Source organism: Hungatella sp. SL.1.14, assembly GCF_024460495.1.
In the GTDB taxonomy this organism is placed as follows: domain Bacteria; phylum Bacillota; class Clostridia; order Lachnospirales; family Lachnospiraceae; genus Hungatella; species Hungatella hathewayi.
Genome location: NZ_JANFYJ010000024.1, coordinates 23,595 through 40,150, shown reverse-complemented (window position 1 = coordinate 40,150; position 16,556 = coordinate 23,595). Strand labels below are relative to the sequence as shown.

Here is a 16,556-nt window from a genome sequence, read left to right as displayed (position 1 = left end):
CGGATTCGAACAAAACGGAGGGGTAATGCCATGAAAAGAAACCATAAACGGGTGATTTCCACATTGTTAATTATGCTGCTGATTAGTACCCAGCCCGCTGTGATGGCATGGGCAGACAGCGCGGTGCCGGCAGACCACTTATTGGGGGATGACGAGAATACGGGAAAGAAGACCGAATATGCCACGCCTGCGGATGCGGACCAAAAGGATAAAGACGCTCCCAAGTCTGATGATGCGCCGAAGGGCGATGAAACGGTGATTCGATGGGAGTTCGTGGATGATGACAACTTAAGCAGGGGTGAACTGTCTCTGATTGGCGTAAGCCCGGAGAACAGGGCGGATTTCGACACGGTTGTCTCCATGCTGCCGGAACAGGTGAGAGCGGAGATTGAGGAGGCGGGCGAAGTGACTCTTCCCATAGCTGACTGGAACTGTCAGGAGTATCAGCAGGACGAGGATGGGGAATGGCCATTTACCGGCGAATATGAGTTTATCGCAGAGCTGCCGGAAGGGTATGTCTGTGAGCCGCCCATATCCGTGCTGGTGACACTTGGCGGAGCCATGGTAAATACGATTAACGACAGATTTACTGTGGACGGTCTGAGGTATAAGGAGCTGGGTCCAGACACGGTTCAACTCATGGGATATGATGGGGAAAAGCCAGTCGGGACACTGATTATCCCGGACAAGGTGCGAAAGCCTTCTAACGGCAGGGAGTACCAGATAGTCAGTATTTTCAGCAATGCGTTCCGGGACTGTTCCGGTCTGACGGGAGATTTGGTGATTCCGGATATGGTGACTGAGATTGGAGTCAGTGCTTTTGATGGATGCCATTTTACAGGAGAACTGACCCTCCCGGATTCGTTGGTGACAATTGAGGAAAACGCATTCTTTAAAAACGAATTTACAGGCCAGCTGGTCCTGCCGGAGAAATTGAATTATATTGGTGTGTATGCATTTTACTCGTGTAACTTTACGGGAGATTTGATCATTCCGGACGGAGTGACCACTATCGAATATGGTGCATTTGGGTTTAACAACTTTACAGGGACACTGACTCTGCCAAAAAAATTGAAAGGAATAGACAGAGAGAGTTTTTATCGGTCTGGATTTACGGGTGAATTGAACATTCCGGATACCGTTACCTATATCGGCTACTCTGCTTTTTTAGGGTGCGGATTTACCGGTGAACTGGATTTGCCAGATGGATTAACAATTATTGGCGGCTCTGCATTTGAAGACTGCAGTAAACTTACGGGCAGACTGAGTATCCCGGATGAAATTACCATCATCGAGAATGGCGCATTCAACAATACTGGTTTCGACGGTTTTGACACCACGAAGCAGGAGATAGCCAACCTGCTTTATGCTTCAGGTGTTGACGAGCACAAAATCAAGGTTGGAAATCAGCCTTATCAGCCCTCTCAGCCGCCCTCAGTTCCAAGTTTCCAAGATGGAGATATGGAGTATCAAATAATTGGAAGTGACGCGGTGAAGTTAACCGGCTATCATGGAAACTCTGATACGGACATTTCTATTCCGGACACAGTTAGGGACCGAGTATCAGGAGCGACGTATTCCGTAACACAAATCGGTTCTTCGGCGTTCTATCACAAGGCGATAACAGGTTCGCTTCACCTCCCGAATACACTGGTAAGCATCGAAGGAACAACCGCTTTTGCCGGGAATGCTTTTACCGGTGACTTAACCATCCCCGCGGGCGTGACCTATATTGGGCCCAGTTCTTTTGAAAATGCAGGTTTTACTGGCAATTTGACCATAGAAGGGAGGCTGACAAGGCTGGAAAGCGCCGCATTTAGCAAATGTGGCTTCACTGGTGCCCTGTCTCTTCCGGATACATTGACATATATTGGGGAATATACGTTCCGGGGCTGCGGTTTTACAGGGCATTTGCAGCTTCCAAAACAGGTAACTGAAATTGGCAAAAGGGCATTTTACGGCTGTAACAGTCTGGACTCGGTTCATCTTGGTACGAATCTGCAAAAGCTGTGGTCACAGGCATTTCCGGAGGCGCTGCCTCTGTCCACCGACTCGCCACGGGTTCAGCTTCTTATCAATACTTATCTGAATCAGGATGCCATAGCCGATACCTCCTGGGATGGGAAAGAGGATGTGCCAGACGGAGCAGTCGCCACCATAAAGCAGGACACGACAGTCACCGGAGACAGGCGGATTGGCACGGAGGCGATTATCACCGTTCCAAGTGGGGTTATTCTGACTGTGGATGGAACGATATCCGTGGAAGGCACTCTAATCATCAATGGTTCACTTTCCGGCACCGGCACCTTAATCATCGGAGTAAACGGCAGGGGAGTAGGCGATACTTCCGGCATCCGCGTGGTGTATGTAAGCCGTGGCTCATCGGGAAATGGCGGCAGTTCCGCAGTCAATCCTGACATTCTCATTGGGAACTGGGAGCGGACGGAGGACGGTATCTGGAAATTCCGCCAGGCAAGAGGTACCTACGCGGCAAACCGCTGGGGAATGGTAGACGGCCTGTGGTACTACTTTGACCGGGACGGGCGGATGCTCACTGGCTGGCAGTATATCAACAATCAGTGGTATTATCTGTGCCAGGAAGAAGATAGTAAGACCAAAACCAATCTAAAAGAAGGTGCAATGGTAACCGGCTGGCATTTTGACCCCATATACCAGGCATGGTTTTACCTGGATACAAGCGGAGCCATGGCAGTCGGCCAGAAAGTGATTGACGGGAAACAATACTATTTCAACCCGGAATCTGACGGAACAAGAGGAGCCATGCAGCAGTAGATGAAACTCCAAATGCATAGGAAAACATCAAATCGACAAATCAATATATTCGAACAAAACGGAGGGTAATGCCATGAAAAGAAACCGCAAACGGGTGATTTCCACATTGTTAATTATGTTACTGATTAGTACCCAGCCAGCTGTGATAGCATGGGCAGACAGCGTGGTGCCGGCAGACCATTTATTAGGGGATGACGAGAATACGGGAAAGAAGACCGGATATGCCACGCCTACGGATGCGGACCAGAAGGATGAGGACGCTCTCAAGCCTGGCGACACGCCGAAGGGCGATGAAATGCCCTCCACTGAAATACCTACCACTGAAATACCTTCCAATGAAAATCTGACAGATGGAAAACAGCCGGAATACGAAAACTCTGAGAAAATAGTGGTTCGATGGGAGTTCGTGGATGACGACAACTTAAGCGGAGGCGAACTGCCTTTGATTGGCGTCAGCCCAGAGAACAGGGCGGATTTCGACACGGTTGTCTCCATGCTGCCGGAACAGGTGAGAGTGGAGATTGCGGAGGCGGGTGAAGTGACGCTTCCCATAGCTGACTGGCGCTGTCCGGAGTATCAGCAGGACGAAGATGGGGAGTGGCCGTTTACCGGCGAATATGAATTTATCGCAGAGCTGCCGGAAGGCTACGTCTGTGAGCCGCCTATATCTGTGCTGGTGACACTTGGCGGGGCTATGGTAAATACCATCAACGACAGATTTACCATAGACGGTCTGAGGTATAAGGAGCTTGGACCCGACACGGTACAGCTCATAGGATTTGATGGGGCAAAGCCAGTGGGGACACTGGTTATCCCGGACAAAGTGCGAAAGCCTTCCAACGGCAGGGTATACCAGGTAGACAGCATTGGGCACAATGCATTTCTGGACTGTTCCGGCCTGACGGGAGATTTAGTGATTCCGGATACGGTTACCGAGATTGGAGACAACGCTTTTTCGGGATGCTATTTTACAGGAGAACTGACCCTCTCGGATTCATTGGTTGCAATAGGGGAATACGCATTCTATGAATGTGGATTTACAGGCCAGCTGGTCCTGCCACAAACACTTACTCGCATTGGGGAGAGAGCATTTACAAAAACTACATTTTCCGGACAGTTGATTTTGCCAGAGAAATTAAACTATATTGGCGGGCTTGCATTTTACCACTGTAACTTTACAGGAGACTTGATTATACCGGACGGAGTGACCATTATCAATTATGATACATTTGCTGGTAACAGCTTTACGGGGACACTGACTCTGCCAAAAAAATTGAAGGAAATAGGCAACGAGAGTTTTTATGAGTGCGGATTTACAGGAGAGCTGGTTTTGCCAGATGGATTAACGAGTATTGGCGTCTGTGCATTTAAATATTGCAGTAAACTTACAGGCAGGCTGAGTATCCCGGATGGAATTACCAGCATTGAGCATCATGCGTTCAATAACACTGGTTTCGACGGTTTTGACACCACGAAGCAGGAGATAGCCGACCTGCTTTATGCTTCAGGTGTTGACAAGAACAAAATCAAGGTTGGAAATCAGTCCTATCAGCCGGCGTCATCACCCCAGGAATTCAGTGACGGGGATATGGAGTATCAAGTGATTGGAAGTGACACGGTGGCGTTAATCGGCTATAACGGAAACTCTGATACGGATATTTCTATTCCGGACAAAGTTACGGACCAAGCGTCAGGAAGGACGTATTCCGTAACCCAGATCGGTTCTTCGGCGTTTTATTACAAGGCGATAACAGGTTCACTTCATCTCCCAAATACACTGGTAAGCATCGGAGATAGCGCATTTAATAAGAATAATTTTACCGGTGATTTAACCATCCCTGCGAGTGTGTTGCATATGGAGGCCGAAGCTTTTGAATCGGCAGGTTTTACTGGAGATTTGACCATAGAAGGGAAGCTGACAAAATTAGACGACTACGTATTTTTCGAATGTGGCTTCACCGGTGCCTTATCTCTTCCGGATACATTGACATATATCGGGGCTGATGCGTTCAAGGATTGCGGTTTTACTGGAAGTTTGCAGCTTCCAGCGGGAATAACTTACATCGATGCTGCCAGCTTTTATAACTGCAGCAGCTTTACCGGCACACTTCAGCTTCCGGCGGGGGTAAATTACATCGGATATTACAGCTTTTTTAATTGCGGCGGCTTTACCGGCGCACTTCAGCTTCCAAAACCGATAACTGAAATTGGTGAAATGGCATTTTACGGCTGTGACGGTCTGGATTCGGCTCATCTTGGTCCGAATGTGCAAAAGCTGGGCGCTCAGGTGTTTCCGGAGTCACTGCCTCTTTCTACGGACTCGCCACGGGTTCAGCTTCTTATCAATACCTATCTGAATCAGAATGCCATAGCCGATACCTCCTGGGATGGGAATGAGGATGTGCCGGACGGAGCAGTCGCCACGATAAAGCAGGACACGACAGTCACCGGAGACAGGCGGATTGGCAAGGAGGCGGTTATCACCGTTCCAAGTGGGGTTATTCTGACTGTGGATGGAAACCTGGTAGTGGATGGAACGATATCTGTGGAAGGCACTCTGATCATCAATGGATCACTCTCAGGTTCCGGCACCTTAATCATCGGAGTGAACGGCAGGGTAGTGGGCGATACTTCCGTCATCCGCGTGGAGTATCCGGATGACATAGAAGCCGCAAAGAAGATGATTGAAAGCCAGGCCTATACCATAGAACAGGAAAACGCTGAGGACGAGGCGGCAGTGAAAGGCTGGCTTTTAAAGACGATTGAAACGATTTCAGGCTTCCGTGATACAGGCGTGATAGTGGGAGAGTTGAAGATTACCGGTTTTGTGCCTGCGTCAGAAGGGACATCCGACCATCCGGACGGAGTGGACGGAAGCTTTGCCTTTACGCTGCTGCTCTCCAAAGGAAACAGCGTAAGCGGCGCAGGGGGTGTGGGAACAATCGCAGCCAGGGGTTACAGCCACATGCCCGGAAGCGGATCGTCAGGGGAAAAGGACGGCAGCAATGCAGTGAACCCCGACATCCTGCGGGGAACCTGGGAGAGGACGGAGACAGGAATCTGGAAATTCCGCCAGACAAGCGGCGCTTACGCAGTCAGCCGATGGGGTATGGTTGACGGCCTGTGGTACTATTTTGACGGGGAAGGCCGGATGCTCACCGGTTGGCAGTACATCAATCAACAATGGTATTACCTGTGCACGGAGGAGGATACAAAGACAAAAATTGGCTTAAAAGAGGGGGCGATGGCGACGGGTTGGCATTTTGACTCTGCATACCAGGCATGGTTTTATCTGGGGACAGACGGGGCCATGGTGGTCGGCCAGAGGGAAATCGATGGGAAACGATATTATTTTAACCCGGAATCTGATGGAACAAAAGGTGCGTTGCAAAAGGAGGAGGAGATTTTATGACGGATACGAATGCTTGAGAACATGGGGCATCGGCGGTAAGCTGATAGCCCCTCTCAATGGGTGTGCTAAAGGGTACCCCCTTTGGCACACAATTTTGCGAAGCAAAGTGTTAAAGACGATGTGGCAGACAAAACCGCTTCCGGTACTGTCATCACGAACCGATGAAAAAGACAAAATCCAGGCGCTTCTTTCCGAAACCAACGGCTATATTCAAAAGCCCTATAAAGTTGGAAGAATGTCTGGCCCAGGCCCAGTCACTGATGCAGCTATACGCAGGGCTAAAAAGTACGGAGAGCCGATGCTATACGCTGATATTTGGCATGGATCTGATTATTAATCCCATGTGACGGCCGTGTAAGTGGATCAGGAGTTTGCGATGCGATGAACCAGGCAACGCATTGATAAGGTCCAATGTCTTCATGCGCCAGGTCACACGGTTTTCGAGACACCAAAAGCAGGTATCTGTCCTGATTTTTATACCTGTTTTGTGGACTTTTCAATGCAGTGAGAGCAGCCGTTTTTGTGCGAAAGCATGGAGATGGCTGTTTTTGTCTGCCCTTAATTCCATATTACAGAGGGCCTTCTTTCGCTCTGATCATATCCCGGATTTCTTAATGTTAATAAAGAGAAAACAGAAGTGCACACGTCAGTAAAGTCAAATAGATGAAGGATAAGATAAGAGAACTCACAGATAGAAACAGGGGAATAAGCAACAAGGTGCGAGAAGCAAAATATCAACAGTATGTGCAGGGGGATAAATTACTTCAAACTAATAGCCAAGCTGGGTTATATATCCCTGCTTGACTATTATCTGACAGTCTGTGAAAACTAAGGAACCGCCTTGGTACCGAACGGTATGCCGGTTGTGAGAGGTCGGCAAATCAACTAATGGTTAGCCTCCTGCTCGATACTGCGTTTGTTTTCGAGACTGTGCTTTTTCTTCAGCACTTTTCTCATTTTGACGGCATATCCGGCTGTTATGGGATAAAAACAGGACAGTACCAGGACAGCCAGCAGAGTCAGTATGGGAATGGCTGTTTTTATGGCAAGAATCATATGGACACTTTTTGCGGAAACTGGAATGTTGGCGGCATATCCTGTGAATGCCAGCAGACTGCCGACGATCAGGGTAGAGAAGGAACCGCAGAATTTCCGTACAAAGGTGCTGGAAGCATTGATAAAACCGGCCTGCGCGCAGCCGAAATGGAGTTCGGTATAGTCGGTGCAGTCGGGAATCATTGCGAAGCAGCAGATATTGGAAAAGGTCAGCCCGGTTGTGGTGAAGAGGCTCATGATTACCACCTGCCACAAGACTGCGTTCTCACGCAGCACAAGCAGAATTACCGCAGAGATAAACTGGAGAAGCATACTGATTCGCAGCATGGCGATCTTCCCGAAACGCCTCATGAGGGAGGGCAGAAATGGAACCAGAATCAGGTTGACGCATATCTGGATGGCGGAGATGACGGCCAGGACCGAAAGACTGCCAACCACATATTTTATGTAGTACAGACTGATTGTCGCGTTGATCGAGATTCCCAGATTGACCATGCCCAGCATCAGGCTGTTGCAGAGAACAGCGGGATTTTTAAAGACTACACTGGACTGTCTGCGCCAGCTGAGCTTTGGAGGCGTTGCAATGGACATGTAATAATCCTTCTTTTTCGCCGCGTTCGCTGCGAGAAATGCCGTAATGACGCACAGCGCGGCCACGATGGCGGCAGAACAGAACCAGCCTGCGGAGGCATTTTTAAAATGTGTAATAACGGGAATTGTGAAGAGACCAACTGCGGAAGTGGCTACCGCTCCGGATAGCTGCCTTGACGTGAGAAGCAGATTCCGCTCATGGGCGTCATGGGACAGCACGCTGTTAAGCGCCTGCCACGGCACGGTAAACTGAGTAAAAAAGACGGAAAGCAGCATCATGACGGCGCAGTAATAGATGATGAGTCCGCGGGAAGACAGCGGAGGTACGAAAAACTGCAGCAGAATCGTGACGGCCAGACCGATGGCGCCGAATATCATGTGAGGACGGTATTTGCCCCACCGCCTGGTGTTGGTGTTGTCCACTATTTTACCGATCAATGGATCATTCACTGCATCCCAGATGGACATTAACATGGAGCAGGTACCCACCAGTCCGATCGGCAGGCCTGCCATGTCTGTCATAAAATTCATCCCGAACTGGGTGCGGAACTGGTTGGGAAGCGTGCTTGCAAAGCCTCCGGCTCCGTAGGCGAGAATATCTTTCTTTTGCAGCTTCTCCTGATCAGCCCCTGTTTTTTCTGTAACCATAATTGTTTCCCCCTTAGTACATTTGAAAATATTCTAATATATTTATTAAATAAAATCAAGAGTATTTTATAAAATAAATAATAAATATAAAAATAAAAAACCAGGAAGCTCTATTTTTCAAACAGAGGTTCCTGGTCAGGTGAAACGTACTAAAGTTCGATACGGTAGACCCGGGTGGGACGTCCGCGCAGAGGAGCCTTCTTTTCTCCGACTACCTCCGCATAGCCTGCGGACAGAAGATGATTGACAAAACGGTTGGCATTGGCCACAGTGACCTGCAGGGTTCCTGCTAAGTCCTGCGTTGTAATGTCAGAATTTCCCTGCAGATCCACTGCAGAACGGATGCGCTGCAGCGTCATCACGGACAGCCCTGTATCCTGAGACGCTTTTTTCAGTTTTTCAGAAACCTCATCTGCGGTAGGGGCGCCGGCGCCTTCCAGCACTCTGGGAGCACTGCCTGAGCAGCCGATCACATAGCTTTTTCCGCTTTTCACTGAAAGGTTGTATGCCTCCAACGCGTGGGTGCGGGCGCTCATGACGTCGCGGCCGATGCCGTATCCTACGGACAGCTCCAGTCCCAGTCTTCCGAGCATGTAGGTGCAGAGCCGGCACTGGGTGAAGTTATCGGTGATCCGCTGAAGCGTGCGTCTCGTCGTGTAGAGTTCAAATCCACCCAGCGCCTTTTTCATCATCAGTCCTGTCGTATATTCCTGATCGAAGTCCAGCAGGCACCTCTGAAGCTCAATGCTTTCGGGAACGATGTCCTCCGCGGAAGCAGCCTGCATGGAGGGGCTGGTTAAATAGACGACGCCGGGCAGATTATCGTTCATCTGCATCAGGCTCAGCTCATCCTGTAGGTGAACCAGCGTATCGATCACATTATCCGGCGTGGGATACGCGAATTGACACGGGATGCCGTTCTCCTTTAAAAAGGCGTAGGCATAGCTGTGACGGCAGATGATGAGATCAAAGGCGTCGTCAGCCCACCGCGCTTTTGCATTCTCCACAATGGTGCGGTCCGCATCCAGGAGCTCTTCGAGAGGAAAACGGTCCAGAAATTCCATGCGCTTTTTATCGTCGAACCGCACGCTGCCCTTTGCATAATCGAGAGCCGTTATGACCTCAAGCCCGGGAATCCAGAGAGAGTGATCAAATACAATCCTGGAAAGATCGCAGGTACGGTCTTCATATAGAAGATGAAACAGGATCTGATAGAATTCAGCAGGCGATTCGGAAATGCTGACGAAGGGCTTCTCTGCCGCGCCGTGTGTCCGCAGGATCGCTTCCCTCGCAAACGCTCCCGTCGTGCAGAACGCGTCGTACTGATTCTGAATCTCTGCAAAAACATTTGGGAGATCCCGAAAGGAAGGGCATACTACGTAATCTAATTCATAATTCAATTCGATATTTTTCATGATTCCGCGGATATAGTCACAGTGTTCCGCGGAAGAGATTAAGGCTGTTTTACAGCTCATGATTGATCACCACCTTGACCGCTTTATTATATCAGGCGGCGATTTTAAACGCAAGGATATTTATTCAATCATGATAATAAAATAATAAATAATAAAAATATTTACTTGACATTTAATAAATAATATGCATAATAAATATTAAAATATTGAATAAATGGAGGGGAATAAAAATGTCTTATCTGGATAGAGCGAAAGAACTCGCTCCCGCTATTGTGAAAGACAGAAGAGTGCTGCATTCGAAGCCGGAACTGGGTATGAATCTGGAGCATACGGTGGATTACGTGTATAACCGGCTGAAAGAGATGGGGTATGAGCCGCAGAGAATAGGCGGCGGCGTATGCGCGCTGGCTGGTGTTCCGGGAAAGACGCTGCTTCTGCGGGCCGATATGGATGCACTGCCCATGGAAGAGGAGAGCGGACTGCCGTTTGCATCACAGAATCCGGGAGCAGCCCATTGCTGCGGCCATGACTTACATACCGCCATGCTGTTGGGAGCCGCACAGATTTTAAAGGAACATGAGAACGAGCTAAAGGGTACGGTAAAACTCATGTTCCAGCCAGGGGAAGAGACCTTATGCGGGGCGCGGGCCATGATTGATGCCGGAATTCTTACGAATCCCAGTGTGGATGCGGCGGTGGCCTTTCATGTGAATTCCGGGGTTCCGGCAGGTGCGGTTCTGGCATTTCAGGGACCGACGGCCGCATCCAATGATTCCTTCACCATTACGGTGACAGGGAAGGGATGCCATGGAAGCCGTCCCGATGAAGGGGTCGATCCCATCGCTATTGCATGCCATATCCATACCGCGCTTCAGGAACTTCAGGCGCGTGAGCTGAAGGCCGGAGAGATCGGAGTCATGACCATCGGCAGCATTCACGGAGGAACTACCTTCAATGTGATTCCGGAAGAGGTGAAGATGCAGGGAACGATCAGAACCTTCGACAATGAGGTCAGAGAGAAGCTGCGCGCCAGAATGCAGGAAATCTGCGAAGGCGTTGCAGGCGCGTTCCGGGGCAGTGCAAAAGTCAGCTTTGAGCCTGCCTACGCTGTGCCCATGGTCTGTGACAGGGAACTGGCTGCAGAGATAAAGGACAGTCTGTGTGAGCTGTTTTCAGAGAAGCAGGTCCGTTTTGTAGATAAATCTTTCCCGGGATCGGAAGATTTCTCATTTATTGCACAGCAGGTTCCGGCGTCATTCCTTGTGCTGGGGGCGAGAATTGAGGAAAAAGAGGTGTACGGCCAGCACCATCCTAAGGTACAGTTCAATGAAAAATGTCTGCCTGTCGGTGCAGCGGCGTATGCGTATGCTGCTGTCAGCTGGCTGGAGAAACAGAGCAGAAAGACACAGGAGGAAGGGTAAATGGAAAATCAGGCTTCGAAGAAAAAGATTCATTACGCATGGTATATTTTAGTGGTTTGTTTTTTAATGAACATGACGGTGCATGTGCTGGTCATGCAGGTTGCCTCTCTCTACATGGTGCCCATGTATCAGGAACTGGAGGTTCCCCGTGTCATGCTTTCGCTGCAGAGCGTTCTCATGGCGGCCGGTGCGGTGCTGACGGCTCCGTTCTGGGGAAAGATGTATAAGAAGTACGACGCCAGAGTCGTATTGACCATCTGTACCGCGATGACGGCACTCTGTACCATTGGCCGCGGTTTCATGCCGAACATGGTATCCATCCTGGTTCTGGCGGCTGTGAAGGGCGTCTTCTTTACCGGAAATACAGTACTGCCCAACTCCATCCTGCTGACGGCCTGGTTTAAAAAGCGCCGCGGATTTGCAGTCAGCACGGCTTCTCTCGGAATCAGCGTCGGCGGCGTTATATTCAGCCCGATCGTGGAACGCCTGATTTCCAGCATGGGCTGGCGTATGTCGGACAAAATTGTAGGTCTTATCATGCTGGTTATCATGATTCCGTGTACCGTCTTCATCGTGCGTTCCACTCCGGCGGACAAGAATCTTCAGCCGCTGGGCGCTGACGAGCCGGTCGGGGAACAGGCTGCGGCAAAGAAGCCTGCGCCGGTCGGTTTTACCATGGCGGAAGCGCGCAGAAGCCCTGCTTTCTATGTTTTTCTGCTTTCCATATTTGCGATGACCTTTGCAACAGGCGCTGCATTACAGCTGCCGGCGTATTTAACTGATATCGGGTACGGAAGCGCGGTTGCCGCTAAAGTACTGTCCGCTTACATGGCGGTTGCCATTGGCGGTAAGCTTTTGCTGGGATATATCATAGACCGTTTCGGTGAAAAAATCGGCAGCATCTATATCTGCGTCGTCGGGGTACTGGCCTTCCTGTGCTTCATCATGGCGGGCAATAAGACGTTCATCTACTTACTGATTGTGCTCTATGGTCTGGCTTCCGGTATTACATCGGTTCTCCCGGCTCTGCTGACCAGTAAAATATTCGGAACCAGGGACTACGGCCCAATCTATGGAACCGTGGTTTCGGTCAACCGGTTCGGCGGAGTGATCGGCACGGTTTTAGTATCGCTCCTCTTTGACATCACTGGCGATTACAGCATCATCTGGCCTCTGTGCGCCATATGCATGGCCGCTACCCTTGTGGCGATTGTGTACTGTATGGGCTATTCGGAAAAAAAGATGAAGGCTGTGAAATCGGCCGTTTAGCTGAAATAAAATAATTGAAAACACCCTGTGGTCATTTACCGGTCACAGGGTGTTTTCAATTATGATTCATCTTATTTCTGGTTTGCTTTTTTGCCTTCTCTCGGAAGGATAATGTTCAGCAGAACCGCCACGATGGTAGCGACTACGACCGGTGAACGGCCGAAGATGGTGACTACCCAGCTGGGGAATGTGGATAGTGCTGCGGTGGCCTGGGAGATACCCATGCCGAGCGCTGCGGCAAGTCCCACGATAGAAGAGTTGCGGTAAGTCATCTCTTCCGACATAACGAGCTTCATACCGGTCATGGCGATAGAAGCAAAGACAGATACGGTTGCGCCGCCCAGAACGCATTGGGGAATGGTGGTGAGCAGTGCGGAGAACTTCGGGATCAAACCGGCTGCAAGGAGAATGGCAGCGGTAAGCCCCAGGACACAGCGGTTGACTACCTTCGTCGTTGTAACGATACCGACGTTCTGGCTGTAGGTGGCGGTTGGAAGGCCGCCTAACAGAGCGCCGAGGATGTTGGTGACACCGTATCCCATGATGCCGCCCTGAAGTTCTTTGTCGGTCGGTTCACGGTCAATGGAACCGCTGGTGGTTGCTGTAAAGTCTCCGATGGCCTGTATGGAGTTGATCGCAAACAGAATACCGATGGCGATACAGGAGGATGGTTCAAACATAATTCCAAAATGAAGCGGCTGCGGAACCTGGAAGGCTGCCGCTGCCCCGATGCTGGAGAAATCGACCATACCAAAGAAGAGTGAGACGATATAGCCGACAATAATACCGATCAGAATGGAAGCCAGCTTGAAGATTCCTTTTCCGAAATGGTTCAGGACAGTTACTACGATCAGGGTCAGGAATGCAATGGCCCAGTTCTGCCAGGATCCGTAAGTCGGGCTGGAGGTTCCTCCGGCCATGTAATTGATGGCTGTGGGGTACAGCGATAAACCAATGGTGAAGACTACGGTACCCGTGATCAGCGGCGGGAAAAATTTACGAATTTGCATGACAAAAGCACCCACGATGAAGGCAACGACACCACCGACAATCTGAGCGCCTAAAATGGCAGGAATACCAAAGTCCGCAGCAATGGACTGCATGCTGGGAACGTATGCGAAGCTGATGCCCATGATGACAGGAAGGGCTGCTCCGAGACGGAAGCTTCCTTTTTTCCCGATGGGAAACAGCTGCAGCAGGGTTGACAGTGCGGATACTACAAGTGCGGCCTGAATCAGGATAACCCGGTCAGCGCCTGATAAGTTAGCGACATTGGACACGATGATTGCCGGAGTAACACAGCCGACGATCATGGCTACCACGTGCTGAAGTGCTAACGGCAGTGCCTGGGAGAATTTTGGGATGCCGTCCAACTGAAAAATAGAAGCGTATTCTTTATTTGACTGTTTCATAGAGAGAGTTCCTCCTTAGGTTTTGGAAGTACTCCGGAAAACCGGATCGCAGTTTTCCGGCAGAAAATTATAACAGCCCAGACCGGTCATTTCCAGACCGAAAAGACAATCAGGAAATGAGCCGTCTGAAAGGCTGCTGAATATTACTGATGAATGCGAGTACCGGTTTTCCCCAGGATTCCCTCTTTTGCTTTTTCAAGCAGAGTGATGAGTGCGTTGCGCCCATCCTTGGAATCTGCGAATTTCACAGCAGCCTGTACCTTCGGAAGCATGGAACCCGGAGCAAAATGACCTTCGTCCATATACTTTCTGGCATCGTCTGTTGTGATATCGGAAAGCCAAATCTCTTCCGGTTTTCCGAAGTTAATAGCGACCTTTTCCACTGCGGTTAAGATGATTAAAAAATCAGCATCCAGCTCTTCAGCCAGCAGTTCACTTGCAAAGTCTTTGTCAATTACGGCACTTGCGCCTTTTAAATGGTTCCCGATCAGAGTAACCGGGATTCCGCCTCCGCCGCAGGCGATAACCAGCTGTCCGGAGTCCACGAGGGAACGGATTGCGCCGATTTCAATGATTTCGGCGGGCTTAGGAGAAGCAACGACACGGCGGTAGCCGCGGCCTGCGTCTTCCTTCATGATATATCCGTATTTTTCTTCTGCAATCTTAGCCTGTTCTTCTGTCATAAAATGGCCGATTGGCTTGGAAGGTGCGTTAAATGCAGGATCCTCCGCATCGACGCGGATCTGTGTGATCATGGTCGTAACCGGAATATCCGTGATGTTTCTGTTTAATAATTCCTCTCTCAGCGCATTCTGTAAGTCATAGCCGATATAAGCCTGGCTCATGGCTACACAGACGGAGAGAGGGGTATTCGGCTGATTCGGATCTTCACGGCTCAGTGCGCTCATGGCGTTGTTGATCATGCCGACCTGAGGTCCGTTGCCGTGTGCAACGACAACCTCGCAGCCTTCTTCGATCAGGTCTACGATCGCTTTTGCCGTGATTTTAACTGCCGTCATCTGTTCCGGCAGTGTATTGCCTAAGGCATTGCCGCCCAGGGCGATGACGATTCTTTTCTTTTTGTTCATTGAATAAACCCTCCACCGGTTTTTTTAGAAATCCGCCTCACGCAGCCTTGCGGCGCGTTCGATGGAAAAATGGCCGCCCGGCACTTTTCGTGCGGGGCCGCGGGAATAAAAAAGGACGCACCTGCTACTCGCTGGCAGCGGGTGCGCCCGGATTCCAATTCTTTATTTGAATACGCGTGGCGTGTTTCTTTCTTCCAGCTTCTTTAAGATTTCCTGTGGATTCTCAAACTTGGCAAGGAAGATCATAGCGGCGATTACGTATGGCTTGAAGCTGGCTTCTTTGTATAACGGATCGCGGTAGCGGTCGAATACGGAAGCTTCTACTTCACCGTCTACACAGCTTACGTCATTGATATCTGCCGGTAAGCAGTGTAAGTACAGAGCCTTGCCATCCTTTGTGGTCTTCATGAGCTCTTCGGTACAGCACCAGTCTTTGTGCTCTGCGTTCTGAGCCAGTAATTCCTTCTCCAGAGCCTTGATGCCCTCTGTGTCGCCTTCGCCGTAAAGGTTCGTTCTCTTTTCCATTGCTGCGAATGGAGCCCAGCTCTTCGGGTAAACGATGTCAGCGTCTTTGAATGCGTCAGCCATGTCGTGGGATACGCGGAAGGAACCGCCGGACTTCTCAGCGTTCTTTCTTGCAACTTCCTCAACCTCAGGCATAACCTCGTAGCCTTCCGGATGAGCTAAAACAACTTCCATGCCCATACGTGTCATCAGACCGATGACGCCCTGAGGAACGGATAACGGTTTGCCGTAAGAAGGAGAGTAAGCCCATGTCATAGCCAGCTTTTTGCCTTTTAAGTTCTCAAGGCCGCCGAACTCATGGATAATATGTAACATATCAGCCATACACTGTGTCGGATGGTCAATATCACACTGTAAGTTTACTAAGGTTGGCTTCTGCTCTAAGATTCCGTCCTTGTGGCCCTGTGTAACAGAGTCAACAACTTCGTGCATATAAGCGTTGCCCTTGCCGATGTACATGTCATCACGGATACCGATTACATCAGCCATGAAGGAGATCATGTTGGCTGTTTCGCGAACGGTCTCGCCGTGAGCTACCTGAGACTTGCCCTCGTCTAAGTCCTGAACTTCCAGACCGAGTAAGTTACATGCGGAAGCGAAGGAGAAACGGGTACGTGTGGAGTTGTCACGGAATAAGGAGATTCCGAGGCCGCTCTCGAATACCTTTGTGGAAATGTTGTTTTCTCTCATAAAGCGGAGAGCGTCAGCAACGGTCCAGACAGCTTCCAGTTCTTCGTCTGTCTTTTCCCAGGTTAAAAAGAAATCATTGTTGTACATTTCCTTGAAATTTAAAGCGTTTAATTTGTCGATGTAATCCTGTAAGGTTTTCATATTGGTATAAAGCCTCCTGAAATAAAGTGTAATGTTATTTGGTATCTATCCTGCATGCTGTACAGCCCGTCATAGATTTGGGGAAGGAATGAAGG

10 protein-coding genes are annotated in these 16,556 nt (G+C 49.9%); 5 read left to right on the top strand and 5 right to left on the bottom strand.

The features are described 5' to 3' along the window. Window positions 1–30: 30 nt before the first annotated feature. From NE473_RS22675 to NE473_RS22665, 3 genes are all read left to right on the top strand, one after another. On the top strand, window positions 31–2,793 hold the full coding sequence (locus tag NE473_RS22675; RefSeq protein WP_155560759.1) for a leucine-rich repeat protein: 2,763 nt from the start codon (window positions 31–33) through the stop codon (window positions 2,791–2,793). A 73-nt stretch (window positions 2,794–2,866) separates the two neighbouring features. Next, window positions 2,867–6,205, top strand: coding sequence for a leucine-rich repeat protein (locus tag NE473_RS22670; protein WP_055651228.1), 3,339 nt, complete (start codon window positions 2,867–2,869; stop codon window positions 6,203–6,205). Then, the gene (locus NE473_RS22665; RefSeq protein ID WP_155521604.1) at window positions 6,129–6,542 is read left to right on the top strand and encodes a hypothetical protein; all 414 of its coding nucleotides are present in this window, start codon (window positions 6,129–6,131) and stop codon (window positions 6,540–6,542) included. Before NE473_RS22670 ends, NE473_RS22665 begins: the two co-directional genes overlap by 77 nt. Window positions 6,543–7,090: 548 nt before the next feature. On the opposite strand, the gene NE473_RS22660 is transcribed toward NE473_RS22665, so the two are convergent. Both NE473_RS22660 and NE473_RS22655 read right to left on the bottom strand, forming a co-directional pair. Further along, window positions 7,091–8,500, bottom strand: a complete 1,410-nt coding sequence (locus NE473_RS22660) for an MFS transporter (protein ID WP_055651226.1) — start codon at window positions 8,498–8,500, stop codon at window positions 7,091–7,093. Between the two features lie 149 nt (window positions 8,501–8,649). Beyond that, on the bottom strand, window positions 8,650–9,975 hold the full coding sequence (locus tag NE473_RS22655; protein ID WP_055651225.1) for a helix-turn-helix domain-containing protein: 1,326 nt from the start codon (window positions 9,973–9,975) through the stop codon (window positions 8,650–8,652). A 170-nt stretch (window positions 9,976–10,145) separates the two neighbouring features. On the opposite strand from NE473_RS22655, the gene NE473_RS22650 reads away from it, so the two are divergent. Together NE473_RS22650 and NE473_RS22645 are read left to right on the top strand one after the other, a co-directional pair. Further along, the gene (locus NE473_RS22650; RefSeq protein ID WP_055651224.1) at window positions 10,146–11,336 is read left to right on the top strand and encodes a M20 metallopeptidase family protein; all 1,191 of its coding nucleotides are present in this window, start codon (window positions 10,146–10,148) and stop codon (window positions 11,334–11,336) included. Beyond that, complete coding sequence (locus tag NE473_RS22645; RefSeq protein ID WP_055651223.1) at window positions 11,337–12,605, top strand: MFS transporter; 1,269 nt, start codon at window positions 11,337–11,339, stop codon at window positions 12,603–12,605. A gap of 71 nt (window positions 12,606–12,676) precedes the next feature. Here NE473_RS22645 and NE473_RS22640 read toward each other — a convergent pair whose 3' ends face one another. From NE473_RS22640 to ygeW, 3 genes are all read right to left on the bottom strand, one after another. Next, entirely contained in the window at window positions 12,677–14,017 is a 1,341-nt protein-coding gene (locus NE473_RS22640; RefSeq protein WP_022032382.1) for a uracil-xanthine permease family protein, read from the bottom strand. Between the two features lie 143 nt (window positions 14,018–14,160). Beyond that, a complete protein-coding gene (gene arcC / locus NE473_RS22635; RefSeq protein ID WP_055651222.1) occupies window positions 14,161–15,105 on the bottom strand; it encodes a carbamate kinase in 945 nt (314 codons plus the stop codon). Window positions 15,106–15,267: 162 nt separating this feature from the next. Continuing rightward, window positions 15,268–16,461 (bottom strand): knotted carbamoyltransferase YgeW, encoded by a 1,194-nt coding sequence (gene ygeW / locus NE473_RS22630; RefSeq protein WP_006776489.1) that lies wholly within the window; start codon window positions 16,459–16,461, stop codon window positions 15,268–15,270. Between the last annotated feature and the right edge of the window lie 95 nt (window positions 16,462–16,556).